This window comes from Pseudactinotalea sp. Z1739, assembly GCF_049725055.1.
Taxonomy (GTDB): Bacteria; Actinomycetota; Actinomycetes; order Actinomycetales; family Beutenbergiaceae; genus CALKWS01.
On record NZ_JBMPQA010000021.1, the window covers coordinates 1 to 17,702 of the forward strand.

The window sequence follows — 17,702 nt, forward strand, 5'->3', positions numbered from 1 at the left end:
GGGCGTGTCTACTGGACTGTGTAAGGGGTGGATCCCCGAGGCTGGCGAGGAGCCAGTGAGAGGAGACCATCGTGAAGACCACGAGTACGACGAAGACCACCGAGGATCACCACGCACTGGATGGGCAGGATGCTGACCAGGCTAGGGGCGTGGCCAGCGAGCCGGGCCACCGCGGCCAGGGCGGGGCCTCGAGGCCGGCGGGCGCCTCGCACCGGGCGCTGCTGGGTGATGAGTACATCGACGAGCTCGTCTCCCAGGCCGACGCCGAGGGGCTGGCGCTGACCGGTGAGGGTGGGTTCCTGCCGGAGTTGGTCCGTAAGGTCCTCGAGCGCGGGCTGGCGACGGAGTTGAGCGATCACCTGGGCTATGACAAGGGTGATCCGGCCGGGCGCGGGGCACCAAACTCGCGCAACGGGGCCACGCCCAAGACGCTGGCTACCGAGGTCGGCGATATCCCGCTGGCCACCCCGCGCGACCGTGCCGGGACGTTCGAGCCGGCGCTGGTGCCCAAGGGCGCCCGGCGGGCCGGTGGGCTCGATGAGATGATTATCAGCCTCTACGCCGGTGGGATGACGGTGCGCGACATCCAGGCCCATCTGGCCCGCACGCTGGGTACCGAGTTGTCCCACGAGACGATCGCGAACATCACTGACGCGGTGTTGGAGGAGGTTAAGGACTGGCAGACCCGGCCGCTGGACCCCGTCTGGCCGGTGGTCTTCCTCGATGCCATCGTGGTCAAGGTCCGCGACGGGGCGCATGTGGTCAACCGCCACGCCCACCTGGCGGTCGGGATCGATACCGATGGCATCAAGCACGTGCTGGGCATCTGGGTCCAGGCCGGGGAGGGTGCCAAGTTCTGGGCCGGGGTATGCGCTCAGTTGGCTAACCGGGGCGTGAAGGACATCCTGATCGCCTGCTGCGACGGGCTGCCCGGCCTGCCCGAGGCGATCGAGGCCACCTGGCCCCAGACGGTGGTCCAGACGTGTGTGGTGCACCTGATCCGGGCGGCCAACCGATACATCTCCTACGGCGATCGCAAGGCCTTCTCGGCCGGGTTGCGCACCATCTACACCGCCGCCGATGCCGATGCGGCCGAGACCGCGCTGCTGGAGTTGGCCGACTCCGACCTGGGACGTAAATACCCCGCAGCGATCGCGGTGTGGCAGCGGGCCTGGGAACGGTTCACCCCATTCCTGGCCTTCCCCCCGGCGGTGCGCAAGGTCATCTACACCACCAACACGATCGAGAGTTTGAACTACCAGATGCGCAAGATCATCAAGAACCGCGGGCACTTCCCCAACGACGAAGCGGTGGTGAAGTTGTTGTGGCTAGCCATCCGCGATATCGAGGACAAACGTGCCCGTCAGCGAGCCAAGGAGCAGGGCCTGCCAGCGCACAAGCGCAAGGCTCCCGGGCGGCTCGTGGAGGGCACCACCACCGCCGGCTGGACCGCCGCACTGAACCAACTCGAACTGCTCTACCCCGAGCGTCTAGCAGGACACATCAACTAGAAACAGGAGCCTCTCTTACACAGAGGGCTTGACAGGCTCGCATCCTCAAACGAGCCATCGCCCGCGAGGTCTACCAAGCCATCAAGACCGACCTCACCACCACCCCGGACCGGACTTGACATCCATAGGAGCATCCTGGCCCGTGGCTGGATAGGTCGGCCCGAACGCGCCGGCACCGGGCTAGGGCGGGCACGTTTTGCGGGCGGCAAAGCGTAGAACAAGACCGTGCAGCGAATACTGTACGTTGACGATCTGGAGGCCGGCCTGGGCCAAGACGGGCTCCAGTGTTCCGCGCTCGATGAGTCGGTGGGGGGAACGGTCCACAAGGTGCACCACTGATGCCACGGGGGAGGCGACCAGGTCGTATCCCAGGAACATTCCCCCGGGCCGCAGGACACGGCACGCTTCGTTCACTGCGCTTTCCCAGTCGATCACGTGGTGGAGCATGAGGAAGCTCATCACCACGTCGAAGGACCCATTTCCATACGGCAGTTGTGTGGCATCGGCCTGGTAAACCACGGCGTGCGGTAGTTGTACCAACCGTTGCCGTGCGGCACGAACCATGGCGGGGTCCAGGTCGGTCACGGTGAGACGAATCTGCCGGTTGGTGCGGCCAAGCTCTGCTGCCATGGCACCACTTCCGCCGCCGATCTCGAGCACCTCACCTGCAAGCGAAAACCCTTGAGTACTCCACGGCAGGATTCGCCGCGCCAAGCACCGCCATGGTCCGCTGCGGCAGAGCAAGGCTTCAAGAACGGACATGGTCGGCATGATGGCAACCTTCCCAGTGAACTCGGCGGTCACGCGATCGGACACAAGGACGCCTGGGTGACAGCGAGCAGATGCAGAAACTGAGGCACACCGAGACCAAAGTAGGAGGAGAGAGGCGGGCGAAGTGGGCCATGGTGATGGAAACCAGCCTGCCGCTTGGCGGGCCCATGGCACAGGAGTGCTGAATCATGACGAGCGTAAGTGCTTCCCCGACTATCTGGCACCCCGGCGTCGGGCAGGACCCGGACGACGCCACCATCGCTCGGATCGACGGGTGGTAGCGCGCGGCGAACTACCTGTCGGTCGGGAAGATCTATCTGCTGGCGGGCGGTCTGGGTACGGGATCACCCCGTGGTGCAGACCTGTCTCGGTGCCCTCATCTGGGTGGCTGTCGAGCAGTTTCGGGGCTCTTGGCCGTTTGGCGGTTTCCCGTGGGGCATCCTGGCATTTTCCAAGACCGACGCGCCGCTGGTGCAGCTGGCTCCCTACGGCGGCGAAGTCCTCGTCTCGGGCGCAGTGGTGTTCGTCGGTGCGCTGATGACGTTGGTGTGGACACGCCGATCCCAAATTGCAACTGCCATGGCCCACCGCTCGAACGATCTGTGCGTAACAGGGTTTTCATCAGTGGCACCACTGGGCCATGCGCGATTGTCGCTATTGTCCCGGCCCCTCGTGCCCCACAATGAGCATCGAGACTCGGCCCGCAACGACCCTTTGTGAAACTACGGTGATGAGTTCTCTGGCAGGCGCCTACGCACCCGTACAGTACCCCCTGGGGGTAGGATCGGGGATGTCGTTCCCGGGATAGCAACCGCCTACGTGATGGGCGGCAGGTCGCCGTCCTCAGGTAGGGAGGAAGAGAAGGAGGAGCGTGAGGGGCCACGGTCAGGAAGATCATGGTGGCGGCGGGTGTTGTGGTGGCGGGGACCGTGAGCGTGGTCACTACGACGTCACGCCGGTCCGGGTGAGGTACTGGTCACCTGCCCGGTGAGGGGCACCGCGCAGGCGCGCAGGCGAAGTCCCAGTCGGAGGTGAACGGGTTCGTGCGAGACTTCGAGGGCGAGCGCTACTGCGTCTGCTGCGGGCGCTGCGCCGAATTCGACGCCGACCCGCAGGCCTACACCACGGCAACCTGAGCGTTCCGCCGGTATCTTTGACGGAGGTCTAAGTTGGAATCGTTATCACCGCCCGGGAGTGCGACCGGAACCACTCAGTCTGTGATCGTGGTGTTGTTCGGTGCCACTGGTGACCTGGCTCACCGCATGGTGATGCCGGCCCTGGTGGAGTTGCACGAGCGCGGATTGCTGCCCCAGAGGTGGCGCTTGATCGGCTGTTCCACAGACCGGTTGGATGAGGAGGCCTTCCGTGCCCGGCTGAGGGATTCCCTGCTGGGCAGCGAGTTGGGTCTGCCCGAGGACTGGGACCAGGTATGCCTGCGGGTCGGCTACGCGGGCGGGGGGTTCACCGATGACGACCCCGGTGCACTGCCTGAGGTTCTCGTTCGCGCGCGGCGTGAGTTAGCGGCCGAGGGCGGCGGTGAGCCGTTGGTCGTGCACTTTCTGGCCGTGCCACCGGCGGCGTATCCGGTGATTACTCGGGGGCTGGGACGTCATGACTTGGCGGTGGGCGCCCGGGTGGTCTTCGAGAAACCCTACGGCAGGTCGCTGGCAGACTTTGAGTCGTTGGACGCGCTGGTGAAGAAGGTGCTCACCGAGGAGCAGGTCTTCCGCATTGACCACTTCCTCGGCAAGCAGGCGGTGCAGGCGATCTACGCGTTGCGCTTTGCGAACCGGCTGTTCGGCTCGCAATGGGATGCCCACGGGATTGAGCAGGTACAGATCGACGTGCCCGAGGACCTCGACGTCGCCCAGCGGGCTGGGTTCTACGACGCTACCGGCGCGGCGCTGGACATGCTGGTCACCCATCTGTTCCACGTGGCCAGCCAGGTGGCGATGGATCCGCCGGCGGACGTGCAGGACCCGGAGTCGGTTGTGGCCGCACGGGATGCGGTCATCGGGGCGTTCCGGCCACTGGATCCGGTCAGGGACGTCGTGCTGGGGCAGTTCGAGGGCTATACCGATATAGCCGGGGTGGCGGCTGGTTCCGGGCAGGACACGTTTGTCGCTGCCCGGCTGTGGATCGACACCGACCGGTGGCGGGGCGTCCCGTTCGTGCTGCGCACCGGGAAGCGCATGGCTCGTAAGGCTCAGCGAATCACCTTGATCATGCGTCCGCCCCAGGGTCCTTTGGGCGCGGCCGTCACTGGGCGTAACACGATCGAGATCGACTTCAGTGGACCCGGGGCCTTTGCTGTCGGTGTGACTGTCAGCACCCCCGGACCGGGTCGGGCGTTGAGTTTCGCGCACACCGAACTTGACTTGGCTGAGGTGCCGGGCGGGGAGCCGATCTCCGCCTATGCCTCCTTGCTCCACGATGTTCTTGTCGGGGACCGTTCGCTGTTCACCACCTCCCATTGCCTGCGGGCGGCCTTCACCGCCTTCGCGCCGGTGCAGGGCCCCCAGCGCCCGCCCCCGTTGCCTTACGCGCTCGGCTCGTGGGGGCCGCAGGAGGCTGAGCGTCTCACGGGTCCGCACGGGTGGATGCTCGAGCGCCGCGCACGCTGACCGCTCAGGGGACATGAGTGATCGCGCGGCGGTGGCGCCACGTGGCTCGGTGTTGGTGTCGCTGGCGTTCGAGACTGTCCACACCCCGGCCAGACAACGCCAGAGTTATTCAGATAGGCCGGACAACCGAGACACCGCGGCGCCCGGGATCCCAGAGAAGCGCTGGGTGGTGCCGGCTGGTAGGGCGCTTTCGTGCTCCCCGACTCGCAGTCGGATGTGTGGGTTGGCCGCGCACGGCTCGGCGGTGACGGTCAGGGTGTTCTCGTCGAGGATGATGTGGAGGCGTTGGCCGCGGTGCTGGATACGGAAGCGCATGGCGGGCAGTCCGGCCGGTAGTGCGGGGTCCAGGACAACGGTTGGGCCCTGGGTGTGAAGGCCCGCGAAGGACCGGATGAGGATGTCGATGGTGCCGGCCATGGCGCCCAGGTGGACGCCCTCTTGGGTGGTGCCGCCCTGGGTGTCGTCCAGGTCTGCAGCAAGGGCCTCACGGAAGGTGGCCCACCCGCGGGCAGGGTCTAGGCGGGCCAGGACCGAGGCGTGCACGACTCGGCTGAGGGTGGAGCCGTGCGCGGTGCGCGTGAGGTAGTAGTCCACGGTCCGGGCCAGTACCTGGCGGGTGGTGGGGTAGCCGAGGCGGTGAAGCATGTTCAATAGCCCGCCGGGTCCCAGGAGGTAGATGAGCATGAGGACGTCTGCCTGTTTGGCCAGCTTGTACCGGTTAGTCGCATCCCCTTCGGACTCCAAGATCAGGTCCAGGCGCCCGATGTTGCCGTAGGTGCGCCGATAGTGGTCCCAGTCCAACTCTGCGAGGTCTTCATAGCCGGCGAACTGGGCGATGAGCCCATCGGGCAGGAACGGCACGGCCAGGCGCCGGCTGAGGTGCTCCCAGGTGGTGGGCTCGTCTGGGGCGATGTCGAGGCGGGCGTGTAGGTCGTCGCACTCGTGGCCAGCCACGGTCTGGAGGACGTCCAGTGCCCGCTGGCATACCCACGCCGCCAGGACGTTGGTGTAGGCGTTGTCGGTCAGGCCTTCGCCGGGCGCGTCGGGGTAGCCGTCGTGATACTCATCGGGTCCCATCACACCCCTGATGTGGAAGCGGTCGGTGCTGGGGTCGTGCTTGGCCAGGGCGGCGAAGAGCCGTGCGACCTCGATGATCAGGTCCGCGCCGCGACGGGCGAGCCAGGTGAGGTCGCCGGTGGCCTGGTAGTACTCCCAGGCGTTGTAGGCGATAGCGAGGCCAACGTGGCGCTGGCGGTGGGAGTTGTCCGGCATCCACCGTCCGGAGCGGGTGTTGAACAGCATGACGGGGGTTTCCTCCCGCCCGTCGCTGCCGGACTGCCAGGGGAACATCGCACCGGGCAGTTCCGCCTGCGCTGCGGCGCGACGGGCGGCGTCTAGGCGACGCCACCGGTAGTCCAGCAGTCCGCGGCTGACCTGTGGCAGGTGTGTGGTGAGCACCGGCAGGATGAACAGTTCGTCCCAGAACACGTGCCCGCGGTAGCCCTCTCCGTGCAGGCCGCGGGCCGCCACGCCGGCGTCCAACTCGGCGGTGTGCGTGGACAGGGTCTGCAGTAGGTGGAAGACGTGCAGGTTGAGCACCAGCCGGGTCTGGGTGTCGGCCTCCAGTTCTATCCCGAAGCGGTCCCAAAGCCGCTCCCACGCCGCCACGTGTTCGTCGAGGAGCCCGTCGAACCCTCGCGGAGCGGCAGTCAACTCGCCCAGGGCCGCCAACCGGGGCGAGGCAATCGCCGGATCTTTGGACGTGTACACGGCGGCAACCTTGTCGATGGTGACCGGTTCACCGTCTGTGACCGGCACTTCGAGTACCAGGGAGTGCAGTTCGTTGTCGCGCTCGAAGTCTGCGTCCGGGATGCCCCCGTTGACGGTGGTACGGGCCGCCGTGGCGATGCGGACCTGGCTCTGGACGGTCTCCACCTCCACCAGAAGAGTGCCCGGCCCGGCCTTCTCGGTGCCGGTGGTGCGCAAATGACGGTCGGCCAACGCGGTGTACTCGGCGACGTTGCCGTTGCGGACACCAGCGTCGATGCCGGAGCGCACCTTCAGTATCCCGCTCCAACCGTCGGTGAGCACGGTCGTCTCCAGCGCCGTCAGGTGCGGCCGGGTCATAGAGACCAGGCGCCGCTGCCGCAGCCGCAGCCGTCGCCCGCCCGGGTCGGTGAGTACCGCGGTGCGGGTGAGCACACCGCGGCGCAAGTCCAGCTCACGTCTCTCCCCGGACACGGTGAGGCCGCCGGTGGACCACCACGACTGCTCGTCCTGTGCGCCGAGGTCGAGGACCAGCCAGTTGGGGGCGTTGACCAGATGCTCGTCCTCCATCTGGCGGCCATGGACCGAGGAGACGAGCCGGTTGTAGACACCGGCCAGGTAGGTGCCGGGATAGTGCACCCCGTCGGCGGCACGCTCCGGGGCCGCGCCCCGGGTGCCGAGATAGCCGTTACCCAAGGTGGTCAGTGCCTCGCGGTGGCCCTCGTGGGCGGGGTCGAAACCTTCGTAGACGAGCGTCCAGGGGTCGGCGCGTAACGCACCCAGATCGAGTTGGGCGACGTCCTCGACCACCAGGTGGGCCCCGGCGGCCTCCAACTCGGCCCGCTGCCCGGCCCGGGCTATGCCCGCGACCAGGCCGAACCCGCCGGCACGGGCCGCCTGGACACCGGCGACAGCGTCCTCCACAACGGCGACCTGGGCCGGGTTCACGCCCAGTTCAGCGGCTGCTGTGAGGAACATCGCCGGGTCGGGTTTGCCAGGCAGGCCCAACTCGGCAGCACGGTCCCCGTCCACGATCACGTCGAAGACCCCCGCCAGGTCTGCGGTCCCGAGCAGCGCGCTGGTGTTGCGACTGGCGGTGACCAGCGCCACCGGCACCCCACCGGCCCGCAGCCGGTCGAGCAGGTCCACGGTGCCGGTGAAAGCCTTGGTGCCGTGCTCGGTGAGCAGGTCCAGGTAGAACTCGTTCTTCCGGGTGGCCATCCCGTGCACCGTCCAGGACCCGCCCGGGTCCTGCGGTGTCCCTGCGGGCAGATCGATGCCACGGGCGGTGAGGAAGGCGCCCACACCGTCCTGGCGGGAGCGTCCGTCGACGTAGCGGCGGTAGTCACCCACCTCGTCGAACGGGGCGTGGGTGCCGGGTTCGCCGGCGCGTGGGTCGGTGAGCACCTCATCGAAGAGTTGTCGCCACGCCTGGGCGTGCAGTGTGGCGGTGTCGGTCACCACCCCGTCCAAGTCGAAGATCACCGCCTCCTGCGGGGGGACCGCCCCGGTGGGGGCCGGTGCCGCCGGTGACGGGCTCGGGTGGGTCGTCGGGTGCGTCACGTTTCTCCTTCGGTTGGTAAGTCCGGTGCGGTGGCCATCTGGCGGCTGTCGGATATGCCCGGGCGCGGGTCTGGGACGAAGCCCACTTCTGGCGGGCCGGTGGTCTGCGCGGGAGTCGTGGTGCGGCGTGGTGGCCGCAGGGTAATCCACATGGCTGCCAGCACGGCGAGGAGCCCGGCAGCGGTCCACCCGCCCGGGCGTTCGCCCAGCAGGACGGCGGCCAGGGCGATGCCGAGGACGGGGGTCAGGAAAGTCCAGGTGGTCAGGGTGTCCAGTCGGCTGCGGCGGGCCTCGCCGAACCACGCCACCGTGGTCGCCGCGGTGCCCACCAGCGCCAGGAACGCCAGCGACACAACAAAGCGGGGGGTCCAGTTGATCACCGGAGCACCCTCCACGGCCGCGGCGAGGCCGGCAAGGGCCACCCCACCGATGAGGAGGTGCCAGCCGGTGGCCGTGACCAGGTCCAGTCCGACCAGACGGCGGGAGAGTAGGGTGCCGGCGGTCACGGCCACTGCCGAGAGCAGCGACAGGGCGGCGCCGCTACCCCCGCCGCCGGGCAGCGCGACCAGGACGAGCCCGGCGAAGCCGACGACCAGGGCGGACGTGGTCCGGGGGGAGAGTTTCTCCCCGTAGAGCCACCAGGCGGGCAGGAGGATCATCAGCGGCTGGGCGTTGGCCAGCACCGCGGCGGTGCCGGTCGCACCACCGGCAACCCCGGCGAACATGGTTGAGAAGGCGAGCGTGACGTTGACCAGCCCGAGGACCGTGATCAGCCCCCAGGCACGTGCGCTGCGGGGGGTCGGACGGCGCTGGATGGCTCCCAGGGCCACCAGTGCGGCGCCGGCGACCAGGGCACGCAGTGCGGCGTACCACAGCAGCGGGGCGTCGCGCAGGCCCCACTCGATCACCACGAAGCACGCCCCCCAGGCTGCGGTGATCCACAGCATCCGCAACGGCCGCGGCCGCTGCGGCACCGCTTCGGCTACCGAAGCGGCCGAAGCGGTGGTGCCAGAATGTACTTCCACGTCGACCCCGGTCAGCGGGTGCCGGCCGGCACCGGTGCGGTGGGCTTCGGCTCCCGGACGGCGCGCTGGGGTGCGTCCGGGGCTTGTTGGGCGGGCAGCCGGAGCCGTTTGAGCAGCAGAGCATTGATCGTGACGATGACCGTGGAACCAGTGGTGGTCATGATCGCCTCCTTCTCGGCCACACGGCCGTGATGTGCTGGGCGCCGAGCACCGGCTGGTGTCAGTCGGTCACGGGGACAGGGCTGGGGAGGAACTCGCGGCGCATCCCGAGGACTTCATCGGTCAGTGCGATCGACGTTGCACCGTCGGTGGCGGTCTGTGTCAGGGCCCGGATCGCGTCTATGGTCTCGGGGGTGACGATGGCCTCGTTGTTGACCTGGTAGGTCAGGTAGGCCTCGTCGCCCTCGACGGTCAGGACGTCCTCCCAGACTGCAACCTCCCACATATCACCGCGGGGCCGGCCTAGGTCGCCCATGAGTTCGACGGTGGTATTCAAGGCGGTTAGGCCGTCGGCCATGCGGATGAACGCGATCCTGGGTGCGCCCCGCAGGACGTCCAGGACTTCCTCCCGGCTGGCCGGGCGGGTCAACTGCAGCGTCCAGAAGTGGTTGTGAGTCTGGGTGTGGGCCGCCTTGGCGGCCATGGTGACCACGTCCAACTTCGGCAGGACTGTGCGGGCGTCGGGACCCTGGTGGGAGGGGATGGAGCCCTCGGGGACCACGGTGTTCATGATGCCGCGCTGGTGGGACTGGCTGGGGTCGGTGGACCGCCTGATCAGCACCCCACGCGCACGGGCGAGCAGGCCCGCATCCTGCAGCGCGCCGAGCACGCGCACGATACTGGTGGTGTTGCAGGAGACCACCCGGGTGGCCTGCAGGCCTAGTGCTGTGTCGTAGTTTGCCTGGGCGACGAAGGAGTGCCCGGTGGTGGCGTGGGACTCCCCGCCTTGGAACACGGCCTTGACCCCGGCAGCGCGGTAGACCTCGGCGTTGGTGGCGGCGACCTTCTTGGGAGTGGTGTCCACCACGACATCGACCTGGGCCAGCAGTTCATCCAGGGTGCCGGCCATCGGCACCCCGGCCTGGGCCATGGCTGCACCGGCCTGTTCGGTGGCGGCAAAGACGGGGATGCCCCGCTCGGTCGCGGTACGCACTCGCCAGTCGGTGGCCACGTCCGCCACCCCCACCAGGTCCATGTCGGGCATGGCCCGCACCGCGTCGGCCACTCGTTTACCGATCACGCCGTAACCGTTGATGGCTACCTGAACGTTCATCTCAACTCTCCTTCGTTTCGTTCTTGTCATCATGCCTTCGATGGCCCCGCGGTCAGGACGCGCATTCGGCGCACACCGGCAGGCCAGCGTCGTGGTGGGCCAGTTGGCTGTGGTGGTGGACGAGGAAGCACCGGGTGCAGAGGAACTCGTCCTTCTGTGGGGGCACCACCGCCACGGCCAGCTCCTCACCTGACAGGTCCGCGCCGGGCAACTCATACTGCTCGGTTAACTCGGGCCTCGTCGGCCTCCTCCTGGTGCGCCGGCGCTGCCCGGGTCAGCGCGGTCAGGGGCATCGTGTCGGGCCCATCCTCCTCGCGGGGGCGTGGGGCGTCATAGTCGATGGCCACGAACTTCCCCCTCCCTCAACTGCGGACCAGGCGGGCGATGGCATCGGAGGCCTCCTTGAGCCTGGCTTCCTGCTGGAGTTCGTCAACTTGTGCGGCGTCAAGCAGGCAGTGGGCCATGTGCCCCTCAAGCAGCACCAATGCCACGCTCTGCAGCGCCCGGGAAGCGGCCGAAACCTGAGTGAGGATGTCGATGCAGTACTTGTCGTCCTCGACCATGCGGGCGATGCCGCGGACCTGGCCTTCGATCCGGCGCAGCCGGAGCAGCAGGGCCCGTGTGTGCTGGTCGGTGGTCATCGTGATCGCCTCCCGGGATCTTCGTGGGCACCGGCGTGATGCCGGCGCCCGCGGGGTGTGTGGGTTAGGGAGCCAGCGAGGTGGCGTATCTGGCCGGGTCTGCCCGGAATGTCTGCGCGCAGTGGATGGAGCAGAAGTAGTAGGTGTTGTCCTCGTGCTCGGCGCTGTCGGCGGCGGATGCTGGGTCGATGCTCATCGCGCACACCGGGTCGGTGACCTGTGCAGAGTTGTTGGACATGGTGTTCTGCGTTCCTTGTTCGTCGTCGAGCCCAACCTCCACCACCGGGTCGGAGGCGGGGATGTTGGTGACCTCGGGGACAGTCGAAGGGGTGAAAGCGCGCAGGCGGTTGGCGTTGGCCACCACGGACAGGGAGGACAGTGCCATCGCGGCCGCAGCGATCATCGGGCTGAGCATCAGGCCCAGGGCGGGGTAGAGCACCCCAGCGGCGATCGGTATCCCCATCGCGTTATACATCCACGCGAAGACCAGGTTCTGCCGGATGTTACGCATCGTGGCCCGAGATAGGTCCACCGCGGTGACCACTCCGGACAGTGCCCCGGAGATCAAGGTGATGTCGGAGGACTCGATCGCCACGTCGGTGCCGGTGCCGATCGCCGAGCCGACGTCAGCTTGAGCCAGGGCCGGGGCGTCGTTGATGCCGTCACCGACCATGCCTACCACCCGGCCCTCGCCCTGCAGGCGCGTGACCTCGGCGGCCTTATGCTCGGGCATGACCTCGGCCACCACCCGGGTGATACCAACCTGGCGGGCAATGGCCGCAGCCGTGGCACGGTTGTCCCCGGTCATCATCACCACGTCGAGGCCGCGCTTCTGCAAGGCGGCGATGGCGTCCACCGACCCGTCCTTGAGCGTGTCGGCCACGCCGAGCACCCCAGCGAAACGCCCGTCGACGACGGCGAACATCGGGGTCTTGCCGTCCGCGGCCAAACGGTCCGCGGCGTCAGTCTGCGGTTGCACCCCGACACTGCCCAGCAGGCGCCGGTTACCAACGAGGACCTCCCGGCCCTCGACCAAGGCACGCACGCCCTGCCCGGTGACCGAGTCGAACGAGGCCACCTCGGGAAGCCGCACGCCGCGGTCCTGGGCGCCGGCGACGATGGCGCTGGCCAGCGGGTGCTCGGAGGAGCGTTCCACCGCCGCGACCAGGGTGAGCAACTCGATGTCGGTGAAGCCCTCGCCGGGCAGCACGTCGGTCAGGGCCGGGGCGCCCTTGGTGATCGTGCCGGTCTTGTCCAGCACCACCGTGTCGAGTCTGTGCGCAGTCTCCAAGGCCTCGGCCGACCGGATGAGGATGCCGGCGGTAGCGCCCTTGCCGGTGCCCACGGTGATGGACAGCGGTGTGGCCAGCCCCAGCGCGCAGGGGCAGGCGATGATGAGCACGGAGACCGCGGCGACCAGGGCGAAGATGATTGCCGGTGAGGGGCCCACGAGAGTCCAGACCACGAACGCCCAGATCGCGATGAGGATCACCGCGGGCACGAAGTAGCTGGAGACCTTGTCCACCAGGCGCTGGATCGGGGCCTTGGACCCCTGCGCCTGGCGCACCAGGTTGATGATCTGGGCCAGCATCGTGTCCGCACCGACCTTGGTAGCGGCGTACCGGAAAGAACCGGTCTGGTTGATGGTGGCGCCGATGACCTCATCACCGGAGGACTTCGTCACCGGGATCGGCTCCCCAGTGACCATCGACTCATCCACCGTGGAGGTGCCCTCCACAACCTGTCCGTCCACCGGCAGTTTCTCCCCGGGACGGACCACGACCACGTCACCGGCCACGACCTCATCGATAGGGATCTCCAGTTCCTGCCCACTGCGTACCACCCGAGCGGTGCGCGGCTGTAGACCGATCAGAGTCCGGATCGCTTCCCCGGTGCCGGCCTTGGCCTTGGTCTCCAATAACCGGCCCAGCAAGATCAGGGTGATGATGACCCCGACCGCCTCGTAATAGACCTCCCGGGTCTCCACGGGCAGCAGCCCCGGGGCGAACGTGACCACCAGGCTGTAGCCGTAGGCGGCGATCGTGCCGAGGGTGATCAGGGAGTTCATCTCCGCGGTGCGGTGGGACAGGGCTAGCCACCCGGTCTTGTGGATGGGCCAGCCGGTGTAGAACATCACCGGGGTGATCAGTGCCAACTGCACCCAATTGTTCATCAAGAAGTCCGGGACCCACGCTGCGGCGAAGAACTCCACCGCCATCACCGCCAGCACGACCGGCAGGCTCAACACGGCCCCCAGCAGCACCCGCCGGCGCAGGTCGGTGATCTCTGCGGCTCTCTCCTGCTCCTCAGCGTCCTCCTCCGGTGCTACCGGCGGTGAAACCGCCACCGGGGCCGGGGATTCGGCACCGGTGGAACCGGTGCCGGTGCCGGTGTCTGTGCCGGGTGGGTCACCGATCTCGAGGGCACCGTGCAGCATCCCCATCCCGCAGGTGAACTCATACCGCCCTTCGGCAAGGGCGGGAACGTTCAGGACAGTGCTGCCAAAGCCGGGGACGGCGACGTCCACGTCGAGTGCCGGGATGGTGAATCGCTCAGAGCACGCCCCGCTCTCCTGCCTGACCAGGACCAACTGTGCCGGCACACCGGGGGCCAGTCGAAGGACCTGCGGGTGGTAGCCGCCACGGATCCTGACCTCGGCGACCTGCACACCATCCACCAGCTCCCCGTGCCCGACCTCGCCGCTCGGTGCGCCGTGGTGGTCCTGGATGCGCGGGGCCACCCCGCCGTGGTCATGTCCGGGCCGTTCGGCCACCGCAACTGCCGCGCGCCCGTCGGCGGACTCGTGGCCCGGCTCGCCCACGACCCGCACCCTGCCCTGGAGCATGTTCATCCCGCAGGCGAAGCCGTACTCCCCGGTGGAGGTGGGGGTGAACTCCACCGCGGTGACAGTGTTGGCCGGCAGGCCCTGGTTGATTTTGAACTCGGGGAACATCACCCGGGAGGAGCAGTCCCCGCCTTCTTGCCGGTCGAACAGCAACCGCACCGGCATCCCGGCCTGGACCTCGATGAGGTCGGGGCTATAGCCGCCCCTGACCGTTACCGTCACTTCCTGCACGCCGCCGGCGACTTCGGCGCGGCGCGACTGCTTCGGGCCGAAGAAGTACCACACCAGCAACGCGGTCAACACAACACCGCCGACTATCACTGACCAATCGAGCACACTCATGACGATCACACCTCCGTAGATGCTGCTGACTCGGCAGCCGGGGCGGACAGGGAGAACCCGGTGTCCTCGACCGCGGCACGAACGGCCTGCGGCGGGAGGGCGGGGCTGGCGGTGAGCGCCAGACGCGACTCACCATCTCTGACCAGATCGAGCGCGACGGTCCTCACACCGGGCAAGTTGCGCACCCGCTCCAGCAGCCGCGCCAGGCACACCTCGCACGTCAGCCCCCACACTCGATACACCTTCGTCTTCACAGTCCCACACCTCCTATACCCCTGCTGGGTATGCGTACCAGATAACCACCCGAATGTGTCCATACCGCCGAAGGGACGATGAAGAAACCATGAAGACGTGGTGGCGGTTGCTGCACGGCTTGAAGGAACGGGGGAGCGGTGCCTCCGGGCCACGGCCAGACCCCCATTCGAGAATTCAGAGCGAAGAACCTTCGAAGAAGCGACCGCCGCCCCGCGGTGGGAGGCGCCGAAGGGCTCGAGGGCCTGGTGGGCGCAGTCGCGCGGCAACTCGCCCGTGACTACTCAAAGCGGGCGTTCAGTGTCTTCAGCGAACCTTCATCCAACGGCGCAAGTCTTCTTCGTGAACGTCGGTCATCGTGGTGTGAAAGACACCGCCGGCGGAGCGGTGATGCGTGACACGAGAAGTGGGGAGAGCATGCGTCCGGAATTGTTCACGATCCTCGGGATCGATGTTCAAAGTTACGGAGTGAGCAAGGCGGCCGCTGCCCTGGTGGCTGCGTGGTTGCTTGGGCGGGCCTTCGAACGTCAGGGTCTGAAGAAGGAATCCGCCCACGCGCTGGTGCTGTGGGCGACGCTCTGGGGGTTCGTCGGCGCGAAGATCTACTACCTGCTCGAACAGTATCCCGCCATCACCGTGCACGACCTGGGCGGGATGGGCTTCACCTGGTACGGCGGCCTGGTGGGGGGCGTCATTGCGGCACTAGTCGTCATTCGGCGCCATCAGTTACCGGTAGACACCGTCGCCGGGGCGGTCGCCATACCCTTGACGGTGGCGTACGGCATCGGCCGGCTGGGCTGCTTCGTCAGTGGTGATGGAACCTACGGGCGTCCCACCGATCTGCCGTGGGGGATGGCCTTCCCCTCCGGCGTGGTCGCCACAGATGTGCCTGTCCACCCCACCCCGCTGTATGAGGCGATCCTGGCAGCGGTTGCCGCCGCCGTCCTGGTGGTGCTTGTCCGGCGGTGGGCGCCATTGGCAGTCTTTGGGGCGTATCTGGGCCTGTCGGGCCTGTCACGTTTCCTGGTGGAGTTCCTGCGGACCAACGACCCGGTCATCCTTGGCCTGACCCAGCCCCAGTTGTGGGCGCTGGTCAGCATCGCCGTCGGCATCGTCCTGATTGTTCGCAGCGGCACTCATCAGCGGTCTGCAGACCACGTGGTCCCCGAGCCGGGCGTGTCTCAACCCGTCAGGTGACCGGACCGGGAAAGGCAGGAGGACCCGTCATGGATATCGGCGTTTGGATACCGCTTCTCACGATCTGCCTGGTCTTCATGGCCCTTGGCATGTGGGCCATCAGAGCTCTCTTTCCCGGCGCCGAGGCACGCGACGAGACTCGATCGGCTCCCGAGTTGCCCGATCAGGATCGCCAAGGAGAGCACGCCGTCAGGTTGAGCGGTGCTGCGGCCGGTTCGAGGCGTCCAGGGACAGTTCGACGGTGAAGACAGCGCTGTGTTCTGGGCCTGCGCTGTCCACGGTCACGGTGCCGCCGTGGGCTCGGACGATGGAGTGAATGATGGCGAGCCCGATGCCTGCCCCTCATGGGCGCGGTCGCAAGCCGCGTCGGCGCGGTCGAGGCGCTCGAAGAGATGCGGTAGTGCGGCAGCGATCCGGCTGCCACCGACAGCCGCAGGGTGGCCAGGAGCCGGGCGCCGAGCCCCACCGACCGCGCGGTGCGGGGATCACTCCCCGCGGCCCATCCGGTAGCCCACGCCCCGCACCGTCCTGATGAACTTCGGCGCCGAGGCGCTATCCCCGAGTTTGCGCCGCAGTTGCGCGATGTGGACATCGACCAAGCGCTCATCACCCACCCACCCCGGTCCCCACACTGTCTCGATGAGTTGACGGCGCGAGAAGGCCATGTCCGGGCGCTGTGCCAGCGCCGCGAGGACGTCGAACTCAGTGCGGGTCAGCCCCACGGGCTCCCCCTCGATGTATACCTCCCGGCTCAGGACATCGATGCTCAGCGGGCCGAAGGACACGCCCGCCCCGCGCGGCCCGGTGTCCTGGCGTGGGCGACGCAGCATGGCCCGCACCCGGGCGACCAACTCACGCGGGCTGAAGGGTTTGGTGACGTAGTCATCGGCGCCCACCGACAGCCCGATGAGTTTGTCTACCTCCTCCACCCGGGCGGTGAGCATGATGATGTAACAGTCGGAGAAGGTGCGTACCGCGCGGCAAACCTCGACACCATCTGTTCCCGGCAGGCCGAGGTCGAGCACGATCACGCCGGGATGCCACTGGCGAGCCCGCTGGATTGCGTCGCTGCCGTCACCAGTGACCTGGACCTCAAAACCGTGCTGTTCCAGGTAGTTCCCGACCAGTCGTGCCAGCGGTGGCTCATCGTCCACGACAAGTACTCGGGGCAGGTTCACCTCAGAAGGTTCAGAATTCATGTCCCTCATTCTCGCGGTCGGCGCAGGTATTGGTCCCAGGCTCGCGGGCAGTCATCCACAAGCGTTACCGGCGCGTGCAACACCCAGAGTGTGGGCTGAAATCGGCGGGTACCGGATCTCCGTATTTAGGAGGGTTGGAATGCCCAGTGCCAGGGCTCGCGCGGGGTGTCCTCGACGAATCCGAACTGTGCGGCGTTTGTGCGCATCCATGCTTGCGCCGGTGCGTTCAGGTCGAGGTCCACGGCCATTCCCCAGCCGTGTTGGCTGGTGCCCGGCCTGGCGCCCAGGCCGCCCTCGGAGTACAGGCCCTTGCGTCGAACGACGTCGACCTGCACATCGTACGGGCGGTAGGAGTCGGTGACGCCGATGCTCACGCCGTCGGCCGCAGCCGCCGTCAGCAGTTTCTCGAACGACTGGGCGGCGGGTGCCCACAGTCTGTGGCCGGTGTTGCCTACCGGTTCCAGAGCCTCACGAGGGATGCGGCCGTTTCCGTACGCGGCAAGATCGACCGGCACACCGTCGGCGTTGACCTGGAACCCAGACGGTCCGAAGTTGGAAGGTGCGGCAATCGCAGCCGGGGCAGTGTCAGCGACGGCGTTGGCGAGGACGCCGGCGAACGATGTGACAGAACCTGCGGATGGCTGCACGCGCGGAACCGAGACCGAGCCGAGGGTCGCCTCGATCTGCGCCAC

At 67.6% G+C, this 17,702-nt stretch carries 14 protein-coding genes and 1 pseudogene; 4 read left to right on the forward strand and 11 right to left on the reverse strand.

Features of this window, described 5'->3' with window-relative positions; all coding sequences use genetic code 11:
* Positions 1 to 218: 218 nt before the first annotated feature.
* On the forward strand, positions 219 to 1,511 hold the full coding sequence (locus ACO0LV_RS18065) for an IS256 family transposase (RefSeq protein WP_424789329.1): 1,293 nt from the start codon (positions 219 to 221) through the stop codon (positions 1,509 to 1,511).
* A 180-nt stretch (positions 1,512 to 1,691) separates the two neighbouring features.
* On the opposite strand, the gene ACO0LV_RS18070 is transcribed toward ACO0LV_RS18065, so the two are convergent.
* Entirely contained in the window at positions 1,692 to 2,282 is a 591-nt protein-coding gene (locus ACO0LV_RS18070) for a class I SAM-dependent methyltransferase (RefSeq protein WP_424789316.1), read from the reverse strand.
* 201 nt (positions 2,283 to 2,483) lie between these two features.
* Between ACO0LV_RS18070 and ACO0LV_RS18075 the strand changes: the two genes are divergently transcribed.
* Complete coding sequence (locus ACO0LV_RS18075; protein ID WP_424789317.1) at positions 2,484 to 3,002, forward strand: hypothetical protein; 519 nt, start codon at positions 2,484 to 2,486, stop codon at positions 3,000 to 3,002.
* Positions 3,003 to 3,505: 503 nt separating this feature from the next.
* Positions 3,506 to 4,906 carry a glucose-6-phosphate dehydrogenase gene (locus ACO0LV_RS18080; protein WP_424789318.1) on the forward strand — a complete coding sequence of 467 codons (1,401 nt, stop codon included), beginning with the start codon at positions 3,506 to 3,508 and terminating at the stop codon, positions 4,904 to 4,906.
* A 105-nt stretch (positions 4,907 to 5,011) separates the two neighbouring features.
* Here the strand turns inward: ACO0LV_RS18080 and ACO0LV_RS18085 are convergent, their stop codons facing one another.
* The 8 genes and pseudogenes from ACO0LV_RS18085 to ACO0LV_RS18120 form a co-directional block, all read right to left on the reverse strand.
* Entirely contained in the window at positions 5,012 to 8,236 is a 3,225-nt protein-coding gene (locus ACO0LV_RS18085; protein ID WP_424789319.1) for a beta-phosphoglucomutase family hydrolase, read from the reverse strand.
* Complete coding sequence (locus tag ACO0LV_RS18090; protein ID WP_424789320.1) at positions 8,233 to 9,261, reverse strand: DMT family transporter; 1,029 nt, start codon at positions 9,259 to 9,261, stop codon at positions 8,233 to 8,235. Before ACO0LV_RS18090 ends, ACO0LV_RS18085 begins: the two co-directional genes overlap by 4 nt.
* Positions 9,262 to 9,272: 11 nt before the next feature.
* Positions 9,273 to 9,422, reverse strand: coding sequence for a hypothetical protein (locus ACO0LV_RS18095; RefSeq protein ID WP_424789321.1), 150 nt, complete (start codon positions 9,420 to 9,422; stop codon positions 9,273 to 9,275).
* Between the two features lie 59 nt (positions 9,423 to 9,481).
* On the reverse strand, positions 9,482 to 10,534 hold the full coding sequence (locus tag ACO0LV_RS18100) for a type II glyceraldehyde-3-phosphate dehydrogenase (protein ID WP_424789322.1): 1,053 nt from the start codon (positions 10,532 to 10,534) through the stop codon (positions 9,482 to 9,484).
* 52 nt (positions 10,535 to 10,586) lie between these two features.
* Positions 10,587 to 10,881 (reverse strand): annotated as a pseudogene (locus ACO0LV_RS18105) (DUF4193 domain-containing protein).
* 15 nt (positions 10,882 to 10,896) lie between these two features.
* Positions 10,897 to 11,175 carry a metal-sensitive transcriptional regulator gene (locus tag ACO0LV_RS18110; protein WP_424789323.1) on the reverse strand — a complete coding sequence of 93 codons (279 nt, stop codon included), beginning with the start codon at positions 11,173 to 11,175 and terminating at the stop codon, positions 10,897 to 10,899.
* 64 nt (positions 11,176 to 11,239) lie between these two features.
* Entirely contained in the window at positions 11,240 to 14,362 is a 3,123-nt protein-coding gene (locus ACO0LV_RS18115) for a heavy metal translocating P-type ATPase (RefSeq protein ID WP_424789324.1), read from the reverse strand.
* Positions 14,363 to 14,367: 5 nt separating this feature from the next.
* The gene (locus ACO0LV_RS18120; RefSeq protein ID WP_424789325.1) at positions 14,368 to 14,616 is read right to left on the reverse strand and encodes a heavy-metal-associated domain-containing protein; all 249 of its coding nucleotides are present in this window, start codon (positions 14,614 to 14,616) and stop codon (positions 14,368 to 14,370) included.
* Positions 14,617 to 15,004: 388 nt separating this feature from the next.
* Here ACO0LV_RS18120 and ACO0LV_RS18125 point away from each other — a divergent pair, with 388 nt between their 5' ends.
* Positions 15,005 to 15,811, forward strand: coding sequence for a prolipoprotein diacylglyceryl transferase (locus ACO0LV_RS18125; protein WP_424789326.1), 807 nt, complete (start codon positions 15,005 to 15,007; stop codon positions 15,809 to 15,811).
* Positions 15,812 to 16,296: 485 nt separating this feature from the next.
* Here the strand turns inward: ACO0LV_RS18125 and ACO0LV_RS18130 are convergent, their stop codons facing one another.
* The gene (locus ACO0LV_RS18130; protein ID WP_424789327.1) at positions 16,297 to 17,010 is read right to left on the reverse strand and encodes a response regulator; all 714 of its coding nucleotides are present in this window, start codon (positions 17,008 to 17,010) and stop codon (positions 16,297 to 16,299) included.
* 125 nt (positions 17,011 to 17,135) lie between these two features.
* Positions 17,136 to 17,702: M15 family metallopeptidase (locus ACO0LV_RS18135; RefSeq protein ID WP_424789328.1), on the reverse strand; the 567-nt coding region annotated here is incomplete at its 5' end.

What these genes read in the sequence shown, in the direction of transcription:
- ACO0LV_RS18070 (WP_424789316.1), bottom strand. Translation starts at nt 2,282, where the DNA reads ATGCCGACCATGTCCGTTCTTGAAGCCTTGCTCTGCCGCAGCGGACCA.
- ACO0LV_RS18095 (WP_424789321.1), bottom strand. Translation starts at nt 9,422, where the DNA reads ATGACCACCACTGGTTCCACGGTCATCGTCACGATCAATGCTCTGCTG.
- ACO0LV_RS18100 (WP_424789322.1), bottom strand. Translation starts at nt 10,534, where the DNA reads ATGAACGTTCAGGTAGCCATCAACGGTTACGGCGTGATCGGTAAACGA.
- ACO0LV_RS18110 (WP_424789323.1), bottom strand. Translation starts at nt 11,175, where the DNA reads ATGACCACCGACCAGCACACACGGGCCCTGCTGCTCCGGCTGCGCCGG.
- ACO0LV_RS18115 (WP_424789324.1), bottom strand. Translation starts at nt 14,362, where the DNA reads ATGAGTGTGCTCGATTGGTCAGTGATAGTCGGCGGTGTTGTGTTGACC.
- ACO0LV_RS18125 (WP_424789326.1), top strand. Translation starts at nt 15,005, where the DNA reads ATGCGTGACACGAGAAGTGGGGAGAGCATGCGTCCGGAATTGTTCACG.
- ACO0LV_RS18130 (WP_424789327.1), bottom strand. Translation starts at nt 17,010, where the DNA reads ATGAATTCTGAACCTTCTGAGGTGAACCTGCCCCGAGTACTTGTCGTG.